At 69.4% G+C, this 23,619-nt stretch carries 23 protein-coding genes and 2 pseudogenes; 13 read left to right on the top strand and 12 right to left on the bottom strand.

Translation table 11 applies throughout. The annotated features are described in order from the left end of the window. Nucleotides 1-184 precede the first annotated feature (184 nt). Together ACGFSA_RS31905 and ACGFSA_RS31900 are read left to right on the top strand one after the other, a co-directional pair. Nucleotides 185-523 (top strand): helix-turn-helix domain-containing protein, encoded by a 339-nt coding sequence (locus ACGFSA_RS31905; RefSeq protein WP_393309516.1) that lies wholly within the window; start codon nucleotides 185-187, stop codon nucleotides 521-523. A gap of 109 nt (nucleotides 524-632) precedes the next feature. Beyond that, a complete protein-coding gene (locus tag ACGFSA_RS31900; RefSeq protein ID WP_393309515.1) occupies nucleotides 633-1,544 on the top strand; it encodes a hypothetical protein in 912 nt (303 codons plus the stop codon). Between the two features lie 40 nt (nucleotides 1,545-1,584). Here the strand turns inward: ACGFSA_RS31900 and ACGFSA_RS31895 are convergent. The 4 genes and pseudogenes from ACGFSA_RS31895 to ACGFSA_RS31880 all read right to left on the bottom strand — a co-directional run. Beyond that, nucleotides 1,585-2,028, bottom strand: a pseudogene (locus tag ACGFSA_RS31895) (ATP-binding protein); the annotation flags it as partial. Nucleotides 2,029-2,036: 8 nt separating this feature from the next. Next, nucleotides 2,037-2,231: a hypothetical protein gene (locus ACGFSA_RS31890; RefSeq protein ID WP_393309514.1), complete on the bottom strand. Its 195-nt coding sequence runs from the start codon at nucleotides 2,229-2,231 to the stop codon at nucleotides 2,037-2,039. Nucleotides 2,232-2,375: 144 nt separating this feature from the next. Then, a complete protein-coding gene (locus ACGFSA_RS31885; protein WP_393309513.1) occupies nucleotides 2,376-2,651 on the bottom strand; it encodes a hypothetical protein in 276 nt (91 codons plus the stop codon). 203 nt (nucleotides 2,652-2,854) lie between these two features. Beyond that, nucleotides 2,855-3,370: a hypothetical protein gene (locus tag ACGFSA_RS31880; RefSeq protein ID WP_393309519.1), complete on the bottom strand. Its 516-nt coding sequence runs from the start codon at nucleotides 3,368-3,370 to the stop codon at nucleotides 2,855-2,857. Between ACGFSA_RS31880 and ACGFSA_RS31875 the strand changes: the two are divergent. The 3 genes and pseudogenes from ACGFSA_RS31875 to ACGFSA_RS31865 all read left to right on the top strand — a co-directional run. After that, nucleotides 3,270-3,839, top strand: a pseudogene (locus ACGFSA_RS31875) (tyrosine-type recombinase/integrase); the annotation flags it as partial. The gene ACGFSA_RS31880 and the pseudogene ACGFSA_RS31875 overlap by 101 nt on opposite strands. A 130-nt stretch (nucleotides 3,840-3,969) precedes the next feature. Next, nucleotides 3,970-4,293, top strand: a complete 324-nt coding sequence (locus tag ACGFSA_RS31870) for a helix-turn-helix domain-containing protein (protein ID WP_393309518.1) — start codon at nucleotides 3,970-3,972, stop codon at nucleotides 4,291-4,293. Nucleotides 4,294-4,307: 14 nt separating this feature from the next. After that, nucleotides 4,308-5,900, top strand: coding sequence for a hypothetical protein (locus ACGFSA_RS31865; RefSeq protein WP_393309517.1), 1,593 nt, complete (start codon nucleotides 4,308-4,310; stop codon nucleotides 5,898-5,900). Nucleotides 5,901-6,027: 127 nt separating this feature from the next. Here the strand turns inward: ACGFSA_RS31865 and ACGFSA_RS31860 are convergent, their stop codons facing one another. Continuing rightward, nucleotides 6,028-6,552 carry a DUF6985 domain-containing protein gene (locus tag ACGFSA_RS31860; RefSeq protein WP_393309512.1) on the bottom strand — a complete coding sequence of 175 codons (525 nt, stop codon included), beginning with the start codon at nucleotides 6,550-6,552 and terminating at the stop codon, nucleotides 6,028-6,030. A gap of 391 nt (nucleotides 6,553-6,943) precedes the next feature. On the opposite strand from ACGFSA_RS31860, the gene ACGFSA_RS31855 reads away from it, so the two are divergent. Next, nucleotides 6,944-9,985: a Tn3 family transposase gene (locus tag ACGFSA_RS31855; RefSeq protein WP_393309511.1), complete on the top strand. Its 3,042-nt coding sequence runs from the start codon at nucleotides 6,944-6,946 to the stop codon at nucleotides 9,983-9,985. A 31-nt stretch (nucleotides 9,986-10,016) separates the two neighbouring features. Here ACGFSA_RS31855 and ACGFSA_RS31850 read toward each other — a convergent pair whose 3' ends face one another. After that, nucleotides 10,017-10,496, bottom strand: coding sequence for an ArsI/CadI family heavy metal resistance metalloenzyme (locus tag ACGFSA_RS31850; RefSeq protein WP_393309510.1), 480 nt, complete (start codon nucleotides 10,494-10,496; stop codon nucleotides 10,017-10,019). A gap of 80 nt (nucleotides 10,497-10,576) precedes the next feature. On the opposite strand from ACGFSA_RS31850, the gene ACGFSA_RS31845 reads away from it, so the two are divergent. The 3 genes from ACGFSA_RS31845 to ACGFSA_RS31835 are packed head-to-tail and all read left to right on the top strand — an operon-like array spanning nucleotide 10,577 to nucleotide 12,505. Then, nucleotides 10,577-10,978 carry an ArsR/SmtB family transcription factor gene (locus ACGFSA_RS31845; RefSeq protein WP_393309509.1) on the top strand — a complete coding sequence of 134 codons (402 nt, stop codon included), beginning with the start codon at nucleotides 10,577-10,579 and terminating at the stop codon, nucleotides 10,976-10,978. Next, nucleotides 10,975-12,096, top strand: coding sequence for an ACR3 family arsenite efflux transporter (gene arsB / locus ACGFSA_RS31840; RefSeq protein ID WP_393309508.1), 1,122 nt, complete (start codon nucleotides 10,975-10,977; stop codon nucleotides 12,094-12,096). Before ACGFSA_RS31845 ends, arsB begins: the two co-directional genes overlap by 4 nt. Next, complete coding sequence (locus ACGFSA_RS31835; protein WP_393309507.1) at nucleotides 12,089-12,505, top strand: arsenate reductase ArsC; 417 nt, start codon at nucleotides 12,089-12,091, stop codon at nucleotides 12,503-12,505. The genes arsB and ACGFSA_RS31835 overlap by 8 nt, the downstream gene beginning before the upstream one ends. A gap of 526 nt (nucleotides 12,506-13,031) precedes the next feature. Here ACGFSA_RS31835 and ACGFSA_RS31830 read toward each other — a convergent pair. From ACGFSA_RS31830 to ACGFSA_RS31815, 4 genes are all read right to left on the bottom strand, one after another. Next, nucleotides 13,032-13,778, bottom strand: coding sequence for a hypothetical protein (locus ACGFSA_RS31830; RefSeq protein ID WP_393309506.1), 747 nt, complete (start codon nucleotides 13,776-13,778; stop codon nucleotides 13,032-13,034). A 62-nt stretch (nucleotides 13,779-13,840) separates the two neighbouring features. Then, complete coding sequence (locus tag ACGFSA_RS31825; RefSeq protein ID WP_393309505.1) at nucleotides 13,841-15,367, bottom strand: hypothetical protein; 1,527 nt, start codon at nucleotides 15,365-15,367, stop codon at nucleotides 13,841-13,843. Next, a complete protein-coding gene (locus tag ACGFSA_RS31820; RefSeq protein ID WP_393309504.1) occupies nucleotides 15,360-16,118 on the bottom strand; it encodes an AAA family ATPase in 759 nt (252 codons plus the stop codon). The genes ACGFSA_RS31825 and ACGFSA_RS31820 overlap by 8 nt, the downstream gene beginning before the upstream one ends. Next, nucleotides 16,119-17,699: a Mu transposase C-terminal domain-containing protein gene (locus ACGFSA_RS31815; protein ID WP_393309503.1), complete on the bottom strand. Its 1,581-nt coding sequence runs from the start codon at nucleotides 17,697-17,699 to the stop codon at nucleotides 16,119-16,121. 324 nt (nucleotides 17,700-18,023) lie between these two features. On the opposite strand from ACGFSA_RS31815, the gene ACGFSA_RS31810 reads away from it, so the two are divergent. Further along, nucleotides 18,024-18,872 carry a recombinase family protein gene (locus ACGFSA_RS31810; protein ID WP_393309502.1) on the top strand — a complete coding sequence of 283 codons (849 nt, stop codon included), beginning with the start codon at nucleotides 18,024-18,026 and terminating at the stop codon, nucleotides 18,870-18,872. A 22-nt stretch (nucleotides 18,873-18,894) separates the two neighbouring features. Here ACGFSA_RS31810 and ACGFSA_RS31805 read toward each other — a convergent pair whose 3' ends face one another. Beyond that, complete coding sequence (locus tag ACGFSA_RS31805; RefSeq protein ID WP_393309501.1) at nucleotides 18,895-19,473, bottom strand: hypothetical protein; 579 nt, start codon at nucleotides 19,471-19,473, stop codon at nucleotides 18,895-18,897. Nucleotides 19,474-19,616: 143 nt separating this feature from the next. Here ACGFSA_RS31805 and ACGFSA_RS31800 point away from each other — a divergent pair, with 143 nt between their 5' ends. The 3 genes from ACGFSA_RS31800 (at nucleotide 19,617) to ACGFSA_RS31790 (ending at nucleotide 22,793) form a co-directional block, all read left to right on the top strand. Continuing rightward, the gene (locus tag ACGFSA_RS31800) at nucleotides 19,617-20,426 is read left to right on the top strand and encodes a hypothetical protein (protein ID WP_393309500.1); all 810 of its coding nucleotides are present in this window, start codon (nucleotides 19,617-19,619) and stop codon (nucleotides 20,424-20,426) included. Next, entirely contained in the window at nucleotides 20,356-21,288 is a 933-nt protein-coding gene (locus ACGFSA_RS31795) for a recombinase family protein (protein WP_393309499.1), read from the top strand. Before ACGFSA_RS31800 ends, ACGFSA_RS31795 begins: the two co-directional genes overlap by 71 nt. 128 nt (nucleotides 21,289-21,416) lie before the next feature. After that, nucleotides 21,417-22,793 (top strand): hypothetical protein, encoded by a 1,377-nt coding sequence (locus tag ACGFSA_RS31790; RefSeq protein WP_393309498.1) that lies wholly within the window; start codon nucleotides 21,417-21,419, stop codon nucleotides 22,791-22,793. A 120-nt stretch (nucleotides 22,794-22,913) separates the two neighbouring features. On the opposite strand, the gene ACGFSA_RS31785 is transcribed toward ACGFSA_RS31790, so the two are convergent. Continuing rightward, on the bottom strand, nucleotides 22,914-23,619 hold a 706-nt coding region (locus ACGFSA_RS31785), incomplete at its 5' end, for a transposase (RefSeq protein ID WP_393309497.1).

Here is a 23,619-nt window from a genome sequence, read left to right as displayed (position 1 = left end):
GGCCGCCAACCCGCCCGGCCTCGCCGACGAGTTCACCTCATGGGTCCGCAATGGCTGAGGCATTCGGACAGTTCCAATACCCGACTCCACCATTATGCGTCTCCTCCGACTTCCGCACCCGCACCCTGCGTCGCGCCCTGGACGTCACGATGGAGGCCGCCCTGCGGCCGGCGAGGAATGCCCGATGAAGCGTCAAGTCAGCTACCAATGGCGACTGCGCGAGGTCATGGCCACGCGCGGGATCTTCGCCGCCACCGACCTGTCCCCGCTGCTGGCCGAGCGCGGCATCGCCCTGTCCTCGGTCCAGGTCTGGCGCCTGGTCACCCAGACCCCAGAGCGGCTGTCGCTGCCGGTCCTAGCCGCGCTCTGCGACATCCTCGACGTCACCCCGGCCGAGCTGATCGCCACCCGGGCCGAGACCGTCGCCCCGCGCCGCACCGCAGCGGCCTCCGGCAGCGCGGACGTGGTCGACCTCGCCACCACCATCCGACCCAAGCGGGCCCGGATCCGCCCCGACGCATGAGCCGCACCAGAGTCCGCACCGAAGACCTGTTCTGCGCGCGCTGCGGCAAAGCTGTGCGCCTCGGGGCGGCGCACTGGCCCGAGGGGTATCTCTGCTCGACCTGCCGGACTTGGGCACTGGAGACTTACGCCAGTGCGCCGGCTGCCAGGTCGAGCGCCTGACTCCCGGCATCGCCCCGGACGGCGGCCGGCTCTGCACCGACTGCGCGGGCGGCCTGGGCGACTTCCACTGCGAACTCTGCGGCCGCGAGGCCCTGCGCTACGAGCTCGGGACCTGCGGAAACTGCGTCCTGGCCGAGCGCCTACGGGAATTCCTGCACGACGGCACCGGCAGCATCCGCGCCGAACTCATCCCACTGTTCGACGAGGTCCGGCAGACCCCACGTCCCCGAAACGCGCTGTCCTGGGTGGCCCAGCCGCACGTCCAGCTGATCCTGCGGGCCCTCGCGCACGACGAAGTCCCTCTCACCCATGACGGGTTGAGCCAGCTCTCGCCTGCTCGATCCGTCGCGCACATCCGGGACCTGCTCATGGCCAGCGGTGTCCTCCCGCAGGTCGACCGCCACCTGACCGACCTCGACGCCTGGCACGCCGAGAACGCCACCGGCCGACGGACGGCCCAGGCATTCCTGCGCTGGTGCGCGGACAACCACGCCATGCCCCGCCTGAAGATCCCCACCTGCCGCACCGAGAACCCCGCCCCGATCAGCCAGCACCGACGCATCACCCTGATACGCCGGGTCCTCACCGACGAGGAACTGCTGCTTGCGGACCGGGTCGCGGCCGCGCTCGTCCTCCTCTATGCCCAGCCCGTCAGCCGACTCGTCCGGCTCACGACCAGCGACATCGTCCGCGACGGCGGCCAGGTCATGCTCCGCCTCGGTGATCCGGCGGCCCCGGTCCCCGAACCGTTCGCCGGCATGCTCCTCAACCACCTCGCCGCCCAACCGAACAGCACCTGGCTCTTCCCGGGGCACAGGGCCGGACAGCCTCTCGACCCCTTGTCGGCGTACGAGTTTTGATGTTGTGACAGGTACGGAATGATGTGTAGGTGATGGGTGGTCAGCTGGCGGTGCTGGCTGCTCCGCCTTCCAGGACGGCGAGGCGGTCCTTGAGCCGGTAGCTGCGGCCGTTGATGGCCAGGAGGTCGCAGTGGTGCAGGAGCCGGTCGATGATTGCGGTGGCGAGGGCGTCGTCGCCGAACACCTGTCCCCATTCGCTGAAGGCCTTGTTCGAGGTCAGCAGGGTGGAGCCCTTCTCGTACCGCTTCGAGAACAGCTGGAAGACCAGGTTCGCCTCGTCGCGCTCGAGCGGGAGGAAGCCAACCTCGTCCACCACGAGCACGGCGGGCCGCAGGTAGGTGCGCATCTTGGTGGCCAGGCGGCCGATGGCGTCGGCGGCCTTGAGCTGGCGGACCATGTCGTCCAGCGTGGTGAAGTAGGTCGAGTAGCCGGCCCTGCAGGCGGCGACGGCGAGGGCGACGGCGATATGTGTCTTGCCTACTCCCTCCGTTATCAACGGTTTGGGTTCTGTTTCTGGCTGACATTCCAGCTCAGGATGCTTCTGCGATCGATGGAGTGTGAGAAGCGGTCCGTGCCCTGGGGGGTGAGCCGGCCGGTCAGGCGGTTCGCAGCCTCGGCGAAAAGGTCGAACACGACTGCGGTCGGCACGTCCTGGTACGGATCTTCGGAATGTGTCGGGGTGTTCAACGGGTCTCCTTCGATATCGCGTCAGGTTTCACGAGTCAGAACCAGTGGAGGCGACGGGCGTCGCCGGAGTGGGTGGTGCGGACCAGCTGGTTGAGCAGGCGGGTGTTGTCCCGGCCGGAGGTGGGGCGAGGTACAGCTCGTCGCTCACGCGTTCTCCCCGCGCACTTTTCGCAGTCGGGCCGGGTAGTCGCGCCGGATCCGGGCTACGGCCGCGTCATCGATCACTGCGAGTCGACGTCGTTCGTGCAGGTAAGCCTCCTGCTCGGCCTGCAGTTGTTCGGTCTCGTCCGCCGAGGCGGCCGCCGATATCCGGGCGCTGCAGGCCGCGATGACTGCGTCGAGCAGGCTGCAGGCGTCCCCGAAGGACTCGGCCTGCTCGGGCGTAAAGCCACCGCCCGGTTGAGGTATGGCGTTCCGCATGACTGCCCTTCTTCCTGATTGTTCGTGGCGCTGCCCTCGCCTCGCCGTTTGTCCGTTGCTACCAGCCCGGCGGTCTGTGCGACATCCCGTGAGTTCCCCTGAGCCCCGGGGGGAGCCCGGCCTGCTGGCCAGGGGGTTCGTCCCCCCTTGGCCACATGGGGACCGGTGAAAGAACTTCAGGATTAATGAAGTAGTCTCAGCTTTCACGATGGTTCCACTTTCTGGGTGAAGCTGAGGGGGCTCGGGTTGGCGCTGGCCGCTGTACGGGATCTGCGTGAGTTTCGGCCGCCGGCCTCGACCGAGGAGTTGGAGGCGTTCGAGACGGACGTGCTGGCTGGGTTCGTGTTGGCGCGGGCCTCGGCGGGGCTGGCTGACGGCACCATCCGCGGGGATGTCGGCAACCTGGAGCAGATGCGGACGTGGTTCGGCCGTCCGCTGTGGGATATGGAGCCGGCTGACGCGGACGCGTACTTCGGGCGGGTGCTGCGGGGGTCTCCCAGCGGTACCCGGTTGGCCCGGTCCCAGGCGCTGACGACGTACTTCGCGTTCCTGGAACTGCGGCACAAGGTCGAGATCCACCGGATGACCGGCCGGGTGGTGGACTGCCCGATCGACGAGATGAACCGCCCGCGCGGCTCGAAGGACGCGCAGTTGCGGATCCCGCCGAGCGCGCCCGAGGTCGGCGCCCTGTTCGCCGGCTGGGCCGGGGAGCTGGCCACCTGCCGCAAGTTCGGCCCGACCGCCCGCAACTACACCGCCGCGCGGCTGATGGCGGGGGTGGGACTGCGGGTGAACGAGGCGTGTCGGCTGGACCTGGCGGACATCAAGTGGGACCTGGGCCGGTTCGGCAAGCTGCACGTCCGCTATGGCAAGGGCTCGCGGGGGTCGGGGCCGCGCGAGAGGATGGTTCCGCTGATCAACGACGCCGGCCGGACGCTTCGTTGGTTCATCGAGGACGTGTGGGGCCAGTTCGATGACGACCACGCCCGGCCCGGCGCCCCGCTCTTTCCCTCCGAGCGCAAGAACGCCGACGGTTCCTCGCGCCGGGTCGGCGACGACGCGCTCCGCACCGGCCTCAAAGACGCAGCGAAATCCCATCTTCCTATCTGGGCCGAGAAGTTGACGCCGCATGTGCTGCGGCACTACTGCGCGTCGGAGCTCTATCTGAACGGCATGGATTTGATCGCAATTCAGGAGGTTTTGGGACATTCCTGGATCGCGACGACGATGCGGTACGTCCACGTGCACGGCACGCGGTCGAGGACGCCTGGGCTGCCGGGCAGGAGCGGGCCGCGAAGCGGCTGGGAGGACTGGTCCGGTGAGGTGGAACCTGCGGCTGACGGCCGCGAGCAAGGGCATCTGGAAGGCGTCCGACTTGCAGCGGAGCCTGGCCGAGCACGGTCTGGTGATCTCGGCGGGCAAGATGTCCGGGCTGTGGTCCGGCCAGCCGGTCTCCCTCAAGCTCGACGATCTGGACGTCATCTGCGTCGTCCTGGGCTGCGAGATCGGCGACCTGTTGATCCCGCAGCCGGAGACTGTCCGCCGCCCCGACCAGGACACGGTCCAGCAGACGGCGGTCGGCGCGACGGGCACCGCGATCGTGCCCAAGCGCCGCGACGGCCGCTCGCTGCCGCCGGCCTGACGAAGAAACGGCTGATGGGAAACATACGGGCTGACAAGCCCGCCGCCTCGTGCGCCGGGTGCCTCGCCTGGGGGCAACTGCCCGGCCGATTCTGCCGTGGCTGCCACACCTACGCCCAGACCCACGCAGTGGCAGCGTGTGCCGGGTGCCGGCGGGAGGTCGCGGTACCCGAGGAGCACGGATATTGCCGCCTCTGCCGGGCCCAGGCGACCTGGGCGATCCAGGCCGCAGGCGCCACCGGCAGGAACTCGCTGCTGTTGCCGTTCCTTCGGCAGGTCACCCACCAGCAGCTGTTCTTCGCGAACCTGCAGCGGCCCCGCAACGGCGGACCACGCGTTGGCAAGGCTGGCCGCCGCGTCCTGCGGACAGCACCTCCAGCCGCTCCGGCACCGCCGAGCACTGCCTGGCATCAGCCTGAACTCACCACAAGGACAAGGGACTTCAGTCGCTTCGACCGCACCCGCCACGAAGACCTGGCCAATCCCCGACTGGTCCGGGCCCGCCGTGAGGCCCGGACGCTGGGCGAGGCCCGCGGCTGGACCCGTTGGACCGCCAGCGACGTCGACCGGGCCCTGGTCATCGTCCTGTCCGGCCACGTCGAGGGCGAGGTGATCCGATACTCCCAGCTCTTCCCCGCCCTGCGAAGCCGTGGACTGTCCGTCGGCCACACCGCAGAGGTCCTCAACCGCCTCGGCCTGTTCACCGATGACCGAATCCCCACTGTCGACCAGTGGCTGGAGCGCAAGCTCGCCGACATCACCCCGGGCATCCGCAGCACCGTTGAGAACTGGGCCCGCACCCTGCTCGACGGCGGACCACGCGCGCAGCCGCGGACTCGGGGCACCGCACGCGGCTATATGAACGAGGTCCAGCCGATGCTGCTGGAATGGTCTGGCCAGTACGATCACCTGCGGGAAGTCACTCGCCAGGACATCCTCGCGGCCCGGGATGCGGCCAGCGGCAAGCAGCGGGAGAACCGCGTCGTCGCCCTGCGGTCCCTGTTCCGCCACGCGAAGAAGACGGGCCAGGTTTTTAAGGACCCCACCACCCGCATCAGCATCCCCCGGCACGTCGGGCCGGTCATCCAACCCCTGGACCCGATCGACGTCGACCAGGCGGTCAACGCCGCAACCAGCCCGCACGCCCGGCTCATCCTCGCCCTGGCCGCTGTCCACGCGGCACGACCAGCCATGATCCGCGCCATACAGCTCGACGACGTCGACCTCGGCAACCGGCTGATCACGATCGCCGACCATATCCGCCCTCTGGACGACCTCACCCATCACTTGCTCGTTGACTGGCTGGAGCACCGGCGCACCCGCTGGCCGAACACCGCCAACCCCCACCTGATGATCACGCAGAAGACCGCTGTCGGGTCCGGTCCCGTCGGCAAGCTCTGGGCGACCGAGGCCACCCGCAACCTGTCGGCGAACCTGGAGCGGCTCCGTGTGGACCGCCACCTCGAAGAGGCTCTCACCCACGGCCCCGACCCGCTCCACCTCTCCCTGGTCTTCGGCATCGACGAGAAGACCGCGATCCGCTACGCGGGCTCAGCCCGGCAGCTCCTGGAGCAGTCCGCCGAATCCGGTTGTCCTGTCGCAGAGTAGGTGCGAGTGGCACACTGCTGTCCCGCGTGGCTGTCAGATGGTCTGGTCCTTCGAGCCGGTGGCGTTCTGAAACGATCCGGCCTTCCGGAAGCAGTGCCCGCTCAGCCCCGATTCATGAGGCTGCGTCCTACCCGAATCGGTGATAGATCACGTCGGCAAGATCCTCGCTGTCGAAGGCAGACGCATGGGTGAGATGCCCGTCGAACGGACCTACTTTCGATACCGAGCGACCCCCGCGAAGCACGATCTGAAGGCCATGCTCAGGCTCCCACGCACACTCGCACTCGATGGAGACGTAGACCAGTCGATCACCGTGCGCATCCCGCTCGACCGTCACCTCCGCTCCCGGTCTGACGTGTCGCCACACGTCTTCGGGGTTGGCGATAGACACAAGATCCTCATCGCCCAGTTCGTTCTGTACATCCTGGTAGTACTGAAAGACCGGCAGCGAGGCGGACTTCAGGGCGGACTCGTCGAGTGCGAGAAACGCCCCGATCGCTGAGTGAAAGTCGCTCTTCGCCTCATCATCGTCGTATGCGATGACCATCACCTGGCAGATGGCGTCACCCAGGACTGGGACGGGCAGCGGCAAGCTTCGGTAGCCGCCGAAGTCAGCGTCGACAGTCACGGGGCCAAGGCCAGGTATCTCCACGCGGCCCACTCTACGGTGGCAACGGAAAATCCCGTTGGCCGCATCGGGGTGGATAGCGGCCACGCGGACTGCCAGCCGTTCAGAGGACGGCGACGCACGATTTTGCCGGCTCGGTTGACACCGAGTGAGCAGTTGCCAGCTGCTATGCGACAGGACACCGGTACCGTGGCTTCACCACGAACCCAGGGGGTCACCCCCTCGAAGCACGGCCACGGACCCCCGGGTTCCCGCCAAAGACCCTTCAGTTTTCGTGAACCCACGGGCATCGGGGCCCTGTTCTCGTATAGCTACCGCCAGGTGGCGTGTAGCGCTGAGTAACCGCCGTAGATCTCGTTTCCCGGCTCTGGCCGTCTCGTTGAGCTGAGCGAGTGACGGGGAAGGGGCGGGGCGGATGCGGCAGGACTGGGAGCCGGAAGACCTGATTGAGGTCTGGACGCTGCTCGAAGACGACATGAAGAGGGTGCGGAACAAGTCCGGGGCGACCCGGCTTGGGTTCGCGTTGTTGCTCAAGTTTTTCGAGGTGGAGGCCCGGTTCCCGGAGTCCGCCAAGGAGATGCCCGCGGCGGCGGTGGAGTACGTGGCCCAGCAGGTGAAGGTTCCCGCTGGTGCGTGGGCGGACTACGACTGGCAGGGCGATCGGATCAAGCGGCACCGCAAGGAGATCCGGGAGGCGTACGGGTTCCGGGCGAACACCGAGGAGGACCAGGAACGGCTGGCCGAGTGGCTGACTGCTGAGCTGTGTCCGGTGGAGTTGTCGCGGGACCGGCTTGCGGCGGCGGTGGTGGCCCGGTGTCGTAACGAGCACATCGAACCGCCGGCGCCGGGGCGGGTCGGGCGGCTGGTGGGCAAGGCGGTCAAGGACTTCGAGGCCTGGTTCTGTCGCAGCAGGTTGGAGCGGATCTCGCACGCGACGCGCTCGCGTCTGGAGGACCTGGTCGCCGGCAGCGATGACGAGACCGATGAGGGGGCGGCCGGTGAGAGCGCGGTGTCGGGTGGCGGGCGGTCGCACTTCGCCGAGCTGAAGGCCGACCCGGGGGCACCGGGGCTGGAGAGCCTGCTGGCGGAGGTGAACAAGCTGGAGCGGGTGCGGCGGTTGGAGCTGCCGGCGGACTTGTTCGCGGACGTGTCGGAGAAGCTGGTGGACGCGTGGCGGGCGCGGGCCTCGAAGGAGTACCCGGCGAACCTGGAGCGGATGAAGCCGCCGCGGCGGCTGACGCTGCTGGCCGCGCTGTGTCATGTGCGGCAGACGGAGATCACCGATTCCCTGGTGGACCTGTTTATCCAGCTTGTTCTGAAGATCAACACGCGGGCGGAGCGGAAGGTCGACAAGGAGCTGAACGCCGAGCTGAAGAAGATCCGGGGCAAGGAGGGCATGCTGCTGCGGGTCGCGGAGGCGGCGCTGTCGGAGCCGTCGGGCACGGTACGGCGAGTGATCTATCCGGTCGTCGGAGGCGAGAAGACGCTCAAGGCCCTGGCAGCGGAGGCCGCGGCCAACGAGGCCCGGTACAAGGCGAGGGTGCGTACGGTGCTGCGGTCGTCGTACTCGGCGCACTGGCGCCGGATGCTCTCTCCGCTGCTGGGCGCGCTGGAGCTGAAGTGCAACAACACCTCCTACCGGCCGGTTATGGACGCCATCGACCTGCTCCAGCGCTACCTGGACCAGCCGCTGAAGGAGGGCGCGTTCTTCGACCCGGCGGAGGGCGTGCCGCTGACCGGGGTGGTGCCCGAGCAGTGGCGGGCCGCGGTGGTGGACGACAAGGGGCGCGTCGAGCGCATCCCCTACGAGCTGTGCGTGCTGGTCGCTTTACGGGACGCGGTGCGCCGGCGGGAGATCTGGGTGGTGGGGGCGAACCGGTGGCGTGACCCGGAGGATGAGCTGCCTGCGGACTTCGAGGACAACCGGGACGTGCACTACGCCGCGCTGGGCCAGCCGCAGGACGCCGGGGAGTTCATCGCCGCCCTGCAAGGCAAGCTCCGCACCTCGCTGGACCGTTTCGAGCAGGCTCTCGCGGAGGGAACGACGGGCGGGGTCGCGATCGTCAAGAAGCACGGCGAGCCGTGGATCAGGGTCTCCCCGCGCGGCAAGCAGGAGGAACCGGAGAGCCTGGTGGCGGTCAAGGGCGAGATCGAGCGGCGCTGGGGCACCATCGACCTGCTGGACATCCTGAAGTACGCCGAGTTCGACACGGACTTCATCGCCGAGTTCACCTCCGTGGCCACCAGGGAGATGCTGTCGAGGGATGTGCTGCGGCGCCGGCTGCTGCTGGTCCTGTTCGGACTGGGCACGAACATGGGGATCAAGCGGGTCGCGGTGACCGGCAAGCACGGCGAGAGCGAGGCGACGCTGCGCAGGGTGCGGCACCTGTTCGTCAACCGGGACAACATGCGGGCTGCCCTGCGGAAGCTGGTGAACGCCACGTTCGCTGTCCGCGATGAGATGTGGTGGGGCACCGGCACGGCGTGCGCCTCCGACAGCCGCAAGTTCGGTGCCTGGTCTTCGAACCTGATGACCGAGTGGCACCAGCGCTACCGGGGGCCCGGGGTGATGATCTATTGGCACGTGGAGCGGAAATCGGTCTGCATCTACTCCCAGCTCAAGAGCTGTTCGGCCTCTGAGGTCGCCTCGATGATCGAGGGCGTCCTGCGGCATTGCACCGACATGGAGGTCGACCGGCAGTACACCGATACGCACGGCGCCTCCATCGTCGGCTTCGCGTTCGCCCACATGCTCGACTTCAAGCTGATGCCGAGGCTGAAGAACATCGGCTCCGCCCGGCTGTACCGGCCGGCGGCCGGTCAGGACGAGACATGGCCGAACCTGGCTCCGGTGCTTTCCACCAAGACGATCGACTGGGACCTGATCGCCCAGCAGTACGACCAGATCGTGAAGTACACGACCGCTCTGCGCCTGGGCACCGCCGAGGCCGAGCAGGTCCTGCGGCGCTTCACCCGGGGCGGGCCCAAGCATCCGACGTACCGGGCGATCGAGGAGCTGGGCCGGGCGGTGCGGACCTCGTTCGTCTGCGACTACCTCGCCGACGTCGAGATGCGCCAGGAGATCCACGAGGGGTTGCAGGTGGTGGAGAACTGGAACTCCGCGAACAAGGACCTGTTCTACAGCAAGGACGGCGACCTGGCCGGTGCGGACAAGGAGTCCCAGGAGGTGTCCATGCTCGCGCTGCACCTGCTCCAGTCCGCTTTGGTGCACGTCAACACGCTGCTGGTGCAGGAGGTCCTGGCCGATCCGAAGTGGGCGGCACGGCTCACCGACGCGGACCGGCGGGCGCTGTCCCCGTTGTTCTGGACCCATGTAAATCCGTACGGCCGGTTCGAGCTGGACATGAACAGCCGTCTCGATCTGGGCCTGTCCGTACGGGCGACGCTGCCCGGTCAGCGCGGCCCGCAGGACGAGGGGGCAGCCGCCCCGGTGTGACGAGCGCCGGAACGGCTGCCGACAGGGCAGCTCAGCTGCCGCAGGCGCAGCCCGCCGCCGGCTCGGACGTCACGGTCTCGGCGGTCTCGCGCTGGCTGGTGCAGCAGGCGTCGCCTCCGAGAACGGGGCTTTTGCCCAGCTGGTCGGCGTCGGCCTTGACGACGTAGACCTCCCACGGCTCCTTGCCGGGGCCGTGGACCCACACCTTGTCCTGGAGGGCGTAGCAGCAGGAGGTGTCGTTCTCCTCGAAGGTCGCGAGCCCGGCGTCCTTGAGGCGGGTGGTGGCGGCGGTGACCTCGTCGGTGGTCTCCACCTCGACGCCGAGGTGGTCCAGGCGGGTCTCCTGTCCGGGCTCGCCCTCGATGAGGACGAGCTTGAGCGGCGGGGCGGTGATCGCGAAGTTGGCGTAGCCGGGGCGCCGCTTGGCGGGCTCGATGCCGAAGAGCTTCGAGTAGAAGGTCACCGACGCTTCGAGGTCGGCGACGTTGAGCGCGAGCTGGGCACGGGACATGGCGGTCTCCCCGATCAGGTTGCATTGACGTCTTTCGATTCAACCTTGCGCCTTGAATCGAAAAACGTCAACATAGAAGCATGTCGAAACAAGAACTGGTGGTGCTCGGCCAGGACGGCGTCGAGGGATGCTGCCCCGCCTTGCTGGCCGCCCCGCTGGACGAAGGCCAGGCCGAGACGCTGGCGAAGGTGTTCAAGGCGCTGAGCGACCCAGTCCGGCTGAGGCTGCTGTCGATGATCGCCTCCCGCGCGGGCGGGGAGGTCTGCGTCTGTGACCTGACCCCCGCCTTCGACCTGTCGCAGCCGACGATCTCCCACCACCTGAAACTGCTGAAGCAGGCCGGGCTCATCGACTCCGAGCGTCGCGGAACCTGGGTGTACTACCGGCTGCTGCCGCAGATGACCGACCGCCTCGCTGCGATTCTCACCCGGCCCGCCGGGCAGTTCTCGGCCGAGACCGCGCCGGCCGGGGCCGCCTCATGAGCGCCGAATCCATCACCACGGTGCCCGCAGGGGCGGTCGCTGGGCGGCTGTCCTTTCTGGACCGCTTCCTCGCCGTGTGGATTCTGATCGCGATGGCCGCCGGCCTCGGCCTGGGCCGCCTCGCGCCCGGCCTGGGGGACGCGCTCGCGAAGGTGACCGTCACCGGCGTCTCGCTGCCGATCGCGCTCGGCCTGCTCGTGATGATGTACCCGGTGCTCGCCAAGGTCCGCTACGACCGCCTGGAGACCGTCACCCGAGACCGGCGCCTACTGATCCCGTCCCTGGTCCTGAACTGGGTCGTCGGCCCGGCCCTGATGTTCGCCCTGGCCTGGGTCTTCCTGCCCGACCTGCCCGAGTACCGCACCGGCCTGATCATCGTCGGCCTCGCCCGCTGCATCGCCATGGTCATCATCTGGAACGACCTCGCCTGCGGTGACCGTGAAGCCGCCGCCGTCCTCGTCGCACTGAACTCGGTGTTCCAGGTGCTCGCGTTCAGCCTGCTCGGCTGGTTCTACCTCTCCGTACTCCCCGGCTGGCTCGGCCTGGAGCAGACCGCGCTCGACGTGTCCGTTTGGGAGATCGCCCGAAGCGTGCTGATCTTCCTCGGCATCCCGCTGCTGGCCGGATTCCTCACCCGCCGCCTGGGCGAGAAGGCCAAGGGGCGCACCTGGTACAACAACAGACTGATCCCCCGAATCGGCCCGTTCGCCCTGTACGGACTGCTGTTCACGATCGTGGTGCTGTTCGCCCTCCAGGGCGACGCCATCACCTCCCAGCCGCTCGACGTCGTACAGATCGCGCTGCCACTGCTGGTGTACTTCGCCATCATGTGGGCCGGGTCCATGGCGGTCGGCCGCGCCGTCGGACTGGACTACCCCAAGGCCACCACGCTGGCGTTCACCGCCGCGGGCAACAACTTCGAGCTGGCCATCGCGGTCGCCATCGCCACCTTCGGCGCCGCCTCCGGCCAAGCTCTCGCCGGAGTCGTCGGGCCCCTCATCGAGGTCCCCGTCCTCATCGGCCTGGTCTACGTCGCCCTGGCCGCCCGCCGCTTCTTCCCCCAGCCCACCCCGACGGCCACACCGGCTGTCTCCCCAGAAGGTTCCGCCCGTGTCTGAGACCTCGAAGCCGTCCGTACTGTTCGTATGCGTCCACAACGCCGGCCGCTCGCAGATGGCCGCCGCCTTCCTCAACCACCTCTCCGAGGGCCAGGTCGAGGTCCGCTCCGCCGGATCCGCGCCGGCCGACGCCGTGAACCCGGCCGCCGTCCAGGCGATGGCGGAGATCGGCATCGACCTGTCCGCCGAGACGCCGAAGGTGCTGACCGTCGAAGCCGTGCAGGCGTCCGACGTGGTGATCACCATGGGCTGCGGCGACACCTGCCCCGTGTTCCCCGGCAAGAAGTACCTCGACTGGAAGCTGGAAGATCCGGCCGGGCAGGGCCTCGACGCCGTCCGCCCGATCCGCGACCAGATCGAGCAGCGCATCCGCGGCTTGCTCGCCGAACTCCTGCCCGAGCGCACCTGACCTCCGCTCGGTCCCAACTCCGCGCTACTCTCACAAACGACCCTTTCCCGGAGCATGATCCAGCGCGGCCGGTGGATGCGGTCCGGAACCCGGATTCGCTGTCACAACTCGTTCTCACTCAAAAGTGACAACGGGCATGTTCTGGGAAATGTTTGTGACAGCATCCGACGTCATGACGGAGCCTCACACCGCACCCGCGTCCGACGCCGACGACGTCGAGCGCCACCCCTGCCCCCGCTGTCACGCATCGTCAGGCTCGCCCTGCCGCTCGCGTTCCGGCGCCGTCGCCGGCACCTACCACACCGGCCGCTTCACGAAAGTGCCCCGGCTCGCCAAGCTCCTGCGCGTGCCGACCCCCGCCGACCGCGGGCCGGGACAGCCGTGGCGGCCCGGCACCTCCGTCCATCCATTTTTGATCTTTAAGGGGTCGACGGTAACTGCGGCAGGAGGCACTGTCCAGTTGTCGGACGACGCCAGAACGTCAGTGGTGTCGTACGCAGGGTGGGTGTCAGCGGGATGCGCAGGGTTATGACAATGGGATCGCAGAGCCCGTGTCAGTAGACGGTGACGGCTCGGAGAGCATCCGAAGGCTGTAGAGCACGTTGTCGTGGAACCGGTCGATGATGTCGCCGCGGGTGACCATCTCGGCGGCGGCGAGGTCTTCAAGGGCCTGGCGCTGGGCGGCGTCGTGCGGGTCGATTCCGCCGTCGACCCAGACGCGGAGGAGGACCTCGGCCTCGGCGGGCTGGATCGGGCCGCGTACTGACGCGTGGGGCCTCTTCCGCCCGGTGAGGGCGTCGACCTGGTACGAGTCGAGGACGTCGAGGCGCGGGGTGGCGGTGTACGCCTCGGGTGGCACGTGTCGCAGGACGAGCACGCCGCCTGCGTCGGGGTGAGCTCGGGCGTGGTCAAGGGCGGCGTCGAGTCGGTGGCGGGTCCAGGACAGGGCGGCTGCGAGCGCGTCGGCGGTGAGGGGGCCGTCCGCGTACGCGAGCGCGGTGAGGACGGTGAGTGCGTCGTGGTCGGCGCCGGCCGGACGGCGGTCGATGATCTGGCGGTGGCGGGGCAGCTCGAAGAGGTCGTCGGAGCCGGGCATCAGGTCAGCCGGGTGCATGTCGAGGCGACGGGCGAGCTCGAGCAGGACGCGGACGGGCAGATCGGGGAGTTCTTCGAGGTCGATCTGGTGTTCGTGGACACCGAGGAGATCGGCGAGCTGCCAGCCGGTCATCCCGGCGGCCAGGAGGCGCCGCTTGATGACGTGCGACCTCTGCACCGAGTCGCGGCGCCTCTGGGGGCCCTCGCGGCGAAGGCGACAGCTGGAGGAAATCGGCTCGGTCACAGGCGGCTGCGCACGTTGTCGCTGAGGGCGATGAGGTCCAGGCCCCGGTAGTGCATCCATCCGGCGGTCGCGGCATCGTGGGCGGTCTCGTCGCGGTGGCGGCAGTGGGAGCGGTGGAGCCAGGCCGGGTTGAAGTGGATGCGGTGGCAGGTGCGGATGACTGCTTCGCGCAGGTGCAGTTCCGGACTCTTGTTGCCCGGGGCCTTGTCGTGGATGAACAGGGGGTCGGTGTCGGTGGCGCCCTGGCTGCGCCGGTAGGCGAGGTGGGCGGCGACGAGAGAGGCGGCGTGCGCCGGCAGGAGCACGGGGTCATCCGATTCGAGGTGGAGGACCTGGAGGGCGTTGAGCTCGTGCGGGGTGTGGTGGTGGAACTTCCACCTCCAGGGGACGCGGAGGTAGCGGGTCTCCTCGGGCTCGTACGGGCTGCCGGTGACGGGCACATGGACGCTGCTGCCGTCGGGGGCGGTGTTGCCGCAGGTGATCAGGCCGAAGCCGGTGGGTCCGTGGGAGAGGTGGATGGACAGAGCGGTCGCGGCGGCGGCCTCGGGCGGGGCTACGGTGCGGATCTTGCCGCAGACGCGTTCGGTGAGCTGGCTGAGCAGGCGGGTGGTTGGGGTGGCGCCGAGGGTCTCGTACTGCCAGCGCAGGAGGTAGCCGCGCAGGAACAGGGCGACCTGCACGGCGCGGAGCCGTACGAGGGCGTGGGCCTGATCGGGGGCGGGGCCGATGCGGTGGTCGCGCAGGTAGAAGGTGAGGCGGGCGCTGAGGGCGCGGGTGTGCCGGAGGGTGCCGGGCTGGGCGTGGTGACCGGCCAGGCCGCGGCGGGTCAGCCACTGGTCAGCCAGGTGGATCTCGCGGCCGTAGACCTCGTTCAGGGCGGTGAAGGTGTTGCCGGGGAGCTTCGCGCGGCAGTGGGCGAGGAAGACGGGGAAGTCCTGCATGGGCAGGATGGGGCCGACGCCTTCGGCCCACGGGGTCTTGGCGTCGGCTCGCAGGGGGTTGGTGAGGGAGCGGGGCGAGGGCGGGAGCTCGCGGGCGAAGGCGGCCAGGTCGATCGCCTGGAAGCGGTATCCGGCGTCGTGGAAGGCGCGCACGGGCGGTTTCACGTACGCGTCGTCTTCGGTGACGGGCCAGATGAGCCAGACGGTGGCGTCGGCGCGGGTGCCGAGTTCGGCGAGCAGATCGAGGGCGCCGTCGGGGAGCCGGTGGGCGCGGTCGATGACGAGGTGGCGTATCTGGTCGGTGGACAGCCAGGCGGCGGCCTGGCGCCAGGCTTCGGGCGCGGGGGTGCGGTCGGCGAGCAGGGTGGCGGGGCTGCGGCCGGTGGTGGTGAGGACGTCGAGGGCGAGGTCGCTGGTGCGGCCGCCGGGGGTGGGGCGCACGACGAGCCGGCCGGGGCCTTCGACGGCGGCGAGGCGGCGCACGATGCGGTGGTCGTCGCCGGGGTTGCGGACGAACACCAGGCGGGGGCCGGGCGGCAGGTCGCGGTTGACGACGTGTGCCGCGGGCGCGGTCTCAGGCATACACGCCGCCGCCGAGGAGGGTGAGGGCGTTGTCGAGGACCTCGACGTCGATGCGAGGCCGGCCAGCGGCCTGACACAGTCCGGCGGCGGTGTGGGTGAAGGCAGTCCAGTCGCGCATGGTGCCCTGCCCGTACAGCTCGTCGATCTGCCGCAGCAGGGCGTCGTCCGCGCCGGTGTAGATGGGGTGGTAGTCCCGCATGAGGGCGGGGATCTCCTCGGCGGTCAGCGGGCGGAAGGGCAGCCGGCGGAAGACGCGGGAGCGGAGCATCGGTTCGCGGGAGAGGACTTCCCAGCAGCCGTCGCCGCCGACGTAGAGCAGGGCGAACTTCGTCCTCGGGTCGTCGTGCAGGTGCCGCAGCAGTTCGATGCAGTCGCTGTTGAGGCGCTGGGCCTCGTCCACGACGACCAGGCGCTTGGGGTGGGACAGCAGGTCCAGGAGCCGGTTGGTGATGTGGAACCGGTTGCGGGACTTGGGGGCCTCGATGCCGGTGAGCGCGGCCAAGAGGTGGTCGGCGACCAGGCGCATGGTCGGGCGGGCGGTGAAGGACAGCGCGCACACCGCGGGGCCGCCGCGGCGGGCCTGGTCCTCCAGGGCGGCCTCGACCGCGTACGTCTTGCCGGTGCCGGCCGGGCCGTGGATGACGCCTGTGGCGTTGTTGGCGACCAGGTCGTCCACGATGCGGTGGGCGAGCTGGAAGGTGCCGGTCGGCAGCGTCGCGGCGCCGGTCAGGTCGGCGAAGTGCCGGGGCATTCAGCTCTCCTCGTTGTTCTTGGTGATCGGGGTGATGCCCAGCAGGGAGGTGGAGGAGCGGGCGCGCAGGGCGGCGTCCAAGGCTTGGCGGGAGGAGCCGCGGCCGACCTTGTCCGGCACGAGCCGGGATTCGGCGGCCGGGGTGCCGTCGCCGGTCATCGGTGCCAGTTCGCGGCGGGCCCGGCGGGACGCCTTGCGGCGTTCGCGGCCGAGGCGGGCGGCCTCCTCGCGCTGCTGGAGGCGGAAGGCGTCGGTCTGCTCGGCGGTGAGCGTTCCGGTCGGCAGCGCGGTGCAGAGGTGTTTGCCGCCCAGGTAGACCTCGATGGACCGGTCGTCGTGCGGCATGTAGCGGATCTGGACGACCTGGCCGACCCGTCCGTGGATCTCGGACGCGACGTAGGCGTGTCCGTTGAGGTGGATGCCGTCCTTCTGGATGGTGCGCTCGTCACCGGCCAGCAGGTGGCGCAGCTTGTCCGCGTCGATCCGGTGCAGAGGTGCTTCGTCCTCCTGCCAGGCCGCCAGCGGGGTACGGCCGGCCAGCATCCGGTGCGGGCGCTCGGTGTTGTACCAGCGCACCCACGCGGCGAGCCGCTGAACGAAGTCGTCGAGGAGCATCGGCCCACCGCCCGTCTTCTCGGCGGCGCGCTTGGCGGCCGGGCTGTCGCCGACCGGCCCGTACAGGCGGCCCGACGCGTCGCGGGGCCCTGCGGTGAAGCCGGGCATCAGGGAGATGAGGGTCTGCTCGATGGTCAAGTTGACCCGCTCGACCTTGCCCTTGCGGTGCGGGGTGAACGCCGGGAGGCGGTGGACGGTGACGCACAGCGCGGCCATCACGTCCTTGATGGTGCCGGCGGCGAACTCAAGGCCGCGGTCGATCCGTACGCGCGCGGGCACCGCGCCGAACGGCGAGACGCCGGGGTCGTGGACCAGGGCCATGCGCATCGCGGTCAGGACGGTGCCCGCGTGCGGGCTCACCGCTAGGGACCAGCCCAGCAGGGCCCGGGTGCCGTCGTCGACGACCGTGGTCATCCACGGGGAGAGCGGCTTGCCCTTGGGCGGGTGCACGAGGATCGGCAGCTGCTTGTGGTCCATCTCCCACACCCGGCCCCGGACCTCGTCCGGGCGCTGCAGGTACACCGACTTCGCCCGGCGCCCGGACTCGCCGACCTTCCACGCGGCCCGCTCGGCCGGGGTCAGCTCACGGTTGAACGCGACCTGCATCGTGCGCAGCGCGACCGGGGCGGCGCCCGCCCAGCCCTCGCGCAGAAAGTCGGGGACCGGGGCGCCGACGGTGGTCCCGTCACCGTCGACCACCGCCTGGCGGGCGCGGTGCACGGCGGAGACGTTCCCCCGGTACAGGGCGTACGCCTCCCGATCCGTCTCGCTCAGCACGTACGGCTCGGGCCCACGGCGTTCGGGGACGCGGGCGGGCGCGGACAGCCACCGCCACACCGTGCGCTCGCTGACGCCCAGGCCCTCGGCGGTCAGCCGCACGTGCGCGGCCGACAGCTGCTCGGCGTCGCGCAGCTGGATCAGCCGGGCCACCGCCGCGGCACGCTTCGACTCGTCCGCCCCCTCCATGATCGGAAGTCTCCGGCAGCGTCCCGAAACGTGTTCGGGACATCCGCCCCGTTCGCCCGTACGAGTGAACGAGGGATGATCGGCGGGCAGTCGCCCCTGGCCCGTCCACGCTGATCACGACGGCGCGCGGTCCGGCCGGAACTCCGTACGGCCGTCGCTCGCCCGTGCGTCCCGGAATCGGTCGATTCCGGGACGGTCTCCGTTCGCGGCATCGGGGTCGGCGGAGGCGTCCCGAAAGGCGTCCCGGAACCCGCGGGCGCGTTGGAGAAGCGGGACGGGTATTCGGGACGGTCCGCATCGAGCGGACGGGCGGGAGGGGAACACGTGGACAGCGACCTGGACGAGATCGCCCGCGCCGAGATGATCGAGCGCGAGCCGTGCCCGCGGTGCGGGGCACCGCCTGGGTCGGTGTGCCGGGCGAACTCCGGCGTCGTCGCCGTCGACTACCACACCGGCCGCTACGGCAAGATCCCCGCGCTGAAGTCCGGGCCCGCGATCCGTATCCCCGCCGCACGCGGGCCCGGCCGCACCTGGCAGCCCGGCCCCGAACCCGACCTCGACCCCGAACTCCTCGCGCGGGCCGGCGACCGCATCGGCTACGCCCGCGTCTCCAGCAAGGGCCAAGACCTCGCCGGACAGGTCCGCCTCCTGAAGAAGGCCGGCTGCGTACGCATCTACGTCGAGAAGGTCGGCACCCGGGAGAGGATCCGCCCTGAGTACAACGCCGCCCTCGCCGACCTCCGCCCGGCCGACACCCTCACCGTCACCATGCTCGACCGCCTGGGCCGCAACATGGTCGAGCTCATCACCTCCTCGCAGGACCTCGCCGAACGCGACCACCGCCTGGAGATCCTCGGCGGCCCGCTCGCCGGGATGTACGACCCGCAGGGCGCGGGCAAGGTCCTCTTCGTGGTGTTCGCCGCGATGGCGGAAGTCGAGCGGGAGTTCATCCACGAACGGACCCTGACCGGCCTGGATACCGCCGCCGAGAAGGGCAACCACGGCGGCCGCCCGCCAGCCGTCGACGGCGACATGCTCGCCGTCGCGCTACGGCGCCGCGACGCCAAGGAATCCGTGGCCTCGATCGCCCGGCACCTCGGCGTCGGCCGCTCGACCCTCTACCGGACCCTGGCCGCGTACGACGCAGCCGTCGCCACCCGAGAGAGCCCGTAGACCGAAGCCGACCGAATAGCCGCTAAAGGCCGGGCTCGCTCAACGTGGTCGGCTGCCAGCGCGGAGCCTCGTCGTCCGGAGTGTCCGGACTCGCGAAATGGAAGGGAACCGAAAGGTGGGCGGCCAGACCGCTACCAGCCCTTTCAGTGGCAATCCCCGCCGGATGACGTGGGCTGCCGTCCTCATCCTCGCCTAGGTACCGCTTGGCCGTGCTCGCGTAGATGGTGGCCAGCACATGCTCCTCCGCGGGTTCGGCGGTGATGGCCAGCAGTCTCACAAACCAGTCGTGGACGGTGTCGCCGTCCCAGATCGCCTCGATCGCCACGATGCGGCCAGCGGCGCCGCCAGCACGGTAGGCCAAGGACTCCAGGTCTAGCGGACTGTGCGGGGCACGGGCGATCCTGTCGCCGTAGTGGGCGTAGCGGTCGCCGACGATGAGCTGAGCAGTACCGACCCCCACATCATCACGGACCAGGCCGACATCGACGACGACACGGATCGCCGCGAGCATGGCGTCCTGAAGGACGTACCCGTCGATCTGGTCGCGTATCCCCGCCGGCAGATGCTCCCACCAGGCGGTCCGGTCCGGTTTCCGCATCATGCAGAGCCTGCCTGTTCCCCACGCGGCCCTCACCGCAGGGCCCCGCGCGTCACTGTACGTCCAGCATCGCGTTCACACCAGCACGAAGATCCAGAGAAGCCCCAGAGCTGCCACACCCCACGCCGCCGACCACTGACCCTCTCGTGTCGCCCGACACCAGGGCGCAGTCTTTGATGCTGGAAGCGTCTGCTTTGATCAGCCCTATGACGGAATGGTCTCAGCTCACCCATGCCTACGGCACCGCCGAAGACGTGCCCGGCCTCCTCAAGGCAGCCGGGCCCGACCCGGAGAGTCCCGCGTGGAGCGAGCTCTGGTCCCGCCTGTGCCACCAAGGAACGGTCTACCCCGCGAGCTACGCCGCCCTGCCCGCGCTCGCCGAGAAGGCGCGCCAGTTGACGACTACAGACCAAACCATGCCCTTGCTCTTGGCCGCTTCCATCGTCGCCAGCACCGACCGGCCCTACGGGACGCCTGATCCAAAAGATGCCTACGCTGCCGAAATCGCTGAGCTGATCGGGCTGGTGGAGCGGGCACTGTGCCATCCGTCGCTGACCGGCAGTCCAGATCGCTATGTGGAACTGCTTGAAGCCCTGCTGGCTTTCGAGGGAGTCGAGGTGTGGGGGGAGGAACTGCACGGTCTCAGCGGTGAGGAGTTCGAGGTTCCCTGCCCTGTGTGTGAGGCCGAGAACTTCGTGGTGTTCGGCGAGTACGGCTACTTCTCAACGACCGACGGCTTCTACATGAACGAGGCCGCTGGGCACCGTAGGGAGTTGCAGCCCGCAGACCCCTCCTCCTTGGAAGGGATGGCCAACCGGCTTCACGCGCGTGCTCTCGCCGATGGTCAGCACGAAGTCGCGAGCAAGCTGACCTACGTCTTCGGCAGTGCGTACTGCGCGGAGTGCGACGCCCTCTTCCGCGTCGATCACGCCATCATGGCCCGCTGGAGCAGTTGACCTGCAACGCGCCACTGACGAAACCCTGCGCCGCACTGACATCTACGTCTTCGAGGGCCTGGCGCTGGGCTGCGTCGCCGGGGTCGATGACGCCGTCGACCCAGACGCGCAGGAGGACCTCGGCCTCGACGGGCTGGATCGGGCCTCGTACGGAGGCATGCGGCTTCTTCCGTCCGGTGACGGCGTCGGCCCGGCCGGGCCTGGGAGCCCGGCCGCCGAACCGGACCTCGCCGTCGGCGCCGCGCTCGCGCGGGCCGGCCACCGCATCGGCTACGCCCGCGTCTCCAGCAAGGGCCAGGACCTCGCCGGACAGGTCCGCCTCCTCAAAGAAGCCGGCTGCGTCCGCATCCACGTCGAGAAGATCGGCACCCGCGAGAAGATCCGCCCCGAGTACAACGCCGCGCTCGTCGACCTGCGCCCGGCCGACACCCTCACCGTCACCATGCTCGACCGCCTCGGCCGCAACATGATCGAGCTCATCACCTCCGCGCAGGACCTCGCCGAACGCGACCACCGCCTGGAGATCCTCGGCGGCCCGCTGTCCGGCATCTACGACTCGCAGGGCGCGGGCAAGGTCCTGTTCGTGGTGTTCGCCGCGGTGGCGGAGGTCGAGCGGGAGTTCATCCACGAACGGACCCTGATCGGCCTGGACACCGCCGCCGCCAACGGCAACCACGGCGGCCGGCCCCCGGCCGTCGACGCCGACATGCTCGCCGTCGCCCTGCGCCGCCGCGACGCGAAGGAGTCCGTCACCGCCATCGCCGAGCACCTCGCCGTCGGCCGCTCCACCCTCTACCGCACCCTCGCCGCGTACGACGAAGCCGCTGCTACCACGGCCGGGCGAGATGCAACCAGTTGCTGATTGTGCCCAATCACTTCAGCTGACGCGATTGGGTTGACCTGCGGATCGCTTCTCCCGTTCTGAGGCGAGCCGACCGGTCGGGAACCCCTGGACAGCGGGTGTCAGTGGGTGCATCTACGCTCCCGTTCATGCGCATGGATGATCTTGCCTGGCAGGCGAACAACTTCGGCGGCCTCGCCCCGAGAAGCGTGGACTTCCTGTTGGAGCACGGCCACCTGGAACTGGTGATCCAGGCGGCGGCGGAACGCGGCGAGTGGTTCTGCGCGAAAGGCGCAGTGGAGGAGCTATGCCGGGCAGGGGAGTTCGGCCGGGCGCTGAAGGTGATGGAGCCGTTCGTCGCGACCGGGTGGCCGACTGCCTTGTGGACGAAGGCCGGCATCCTGCTCCGGTCGGGACGGCCGCAGGAAGCACTGGATCTGGCACGCCCGGACGCAGCCGGCGGGACCTCGAAAGCCGAGTCCCATGACTTCGCCAGGTTGCTTGCCGAGGCAGGGCGCATCGACGAGGCCGTCGATCTACTCGTCCCGCACATCGACGGATGGTGGACCCTGTCCGTCCTCGTGGAGATCACCGAAGGCCAGGACCGTGACGAGCAGGTGCTGCAGCTAATCGCCCCGCACGCCGACAGTGCGCGCCACGCCCGGGGCGAGAGCCGGCGGAACCACCGCTTCTCCAACGCGCAGGAACTCCAGGCCCAAGTGCTGGAGCGCGCGGGCCATACCGACGAAGCGATCCGGATCCTCGGCCAGGACATAGCCGGACACCACTACCTCACGCAGAACACTCTCACCGCCTACGCCGGGCTTCTAGCGCGTCATGGTCGGCTCGACGAGCTGCGCGAGCTGGCCACCGGACAGAACATGCACACCGTCCTGGACATCTACGCCGGTGCCCTTCGCGACCACGGCCGGGCCGAGGAAGCCGAGACCGTGATGCGCGAAGCCATCGCCGCCGACGACTGGGTCGGGTACCGAGCCTGGCTCTCCTCGGCCTTGCTGCGGGACGGCCGACTGGACGACGCGATCGCCGTGGCCGAACCCGGCTTCGGCTGGTACGACTGCTCCAACCTCCTGGCACCACTCGCCTACCCGCTTCTCCACCGCCCCGAGGAACTAATGCACCTGGTGGAGCACCCCAGTGTCGTACCCCACCATGACCACGAGGAGTTCCAGCACTGGTGGCGAGCCTTGGCCCTCGCCGGCCTTGGTCGCGTCGACGAGGCGATCGCCCTGGCCGAAGCCGACCCGCGCCCCTGGACCGACCCCCGCATCGTCAAGGCCAACCTCCTCAGCACGGCCGGCCGGTTCGACGACGCCGCTGCCGAACTGCGAGCCCTCGGCACGATCAAGGCACGTGAGGAACTGTGCGAGGTCTTGGTTCGGCAAGGGCAGGCGGCCGAGGCGATCGCCATCCACCCCACGGCGGCCGAGCAGCGAGCTGCCAAACCGAAGCCCGAGCCCGTCCCTCTGGACGAGAACGGGTACTCCTTGGAGCCCCCCTTCTAGTAGGGCTTTGTTAGGTGCGGTGGTGGGGTTCTGGTGTCGGTGCGGGTTGGCCGCATATCGAGCAGGCGCCGGTCCAGGTGGCCAGGAGGGCCTGGAGTTCGCGGAGGACCGCGTAGAGGGTCAGGTCGGCGCAGGGGCTTTTGGGTCGAGTCTGAGCAGGGTGCAGAAGGCCTGGGCGAGGGAGGCGAGGGTGACGTGGCGGTGCCAGCCGAGGTAGTTGCGGCCCTCGAAGTGGTCCAGGCCGAGGCCGTCCTTGAGCTCGCGGTAGTCGTGCTCAACTCGCCATCGGATCTTGGCGATTCGTACCAGATCGCGCAGTGGGGTGTCGGTGGGCAGGGTGGAGAGCCAGTAGTCGGTCGGCTCGGCGGGGTCGGGTGGCCACTCGACGAGCAGCCAGCATTGGGGCAGCGCGCCGTCGGCGGACCGGCGGATGGATCGGTTGGCCGGGCGGACCCGCAGGGACAGGAACTGCGAGCGCATCTCGGCGTTCGGGTTGTGCCTGGTGGCCCTGCTGCCCTGGCGCCAGGTGACGGTGCGGGTGGCCGGTTGTCCGGCTGCCAGGGCCAGGGCGCGCAGGGTGGTGTGCGGCTGGGGGTAGGCGGACACGGGAGTGCGGCCCTGCCCGGAGTACGGCGGGCGCTCGGGCGTCGCGTCGCCCGGATGTGCGGTTGTGGTGGCCTTGACCGCGACCGCGTAGGCCAGGCCGCGCTCGGTCAGGCCCTCGCGAAAGCCACGCCCGTGCTCAGCGTAGTCAACGACGAGCGAACCACCGAGACCGGATCCCTGATGGACGACATAGTCCGTGAGGGTGCCCGGCGGATGCTCG

Origin of the sequence: Streptomyces sp. NPDC048496 (assembly GCF_043200055.1) — a bacterium.
Taxonomy (GTDB): domain Bacteria; phylum Actinomycetota; class Actinomycetes; order Streptomycetales; family Streptomycetaceae; genus Streptomyces.
This window is presented reverse-complemented; position numbering and strand designations above follow the sequence as displayed.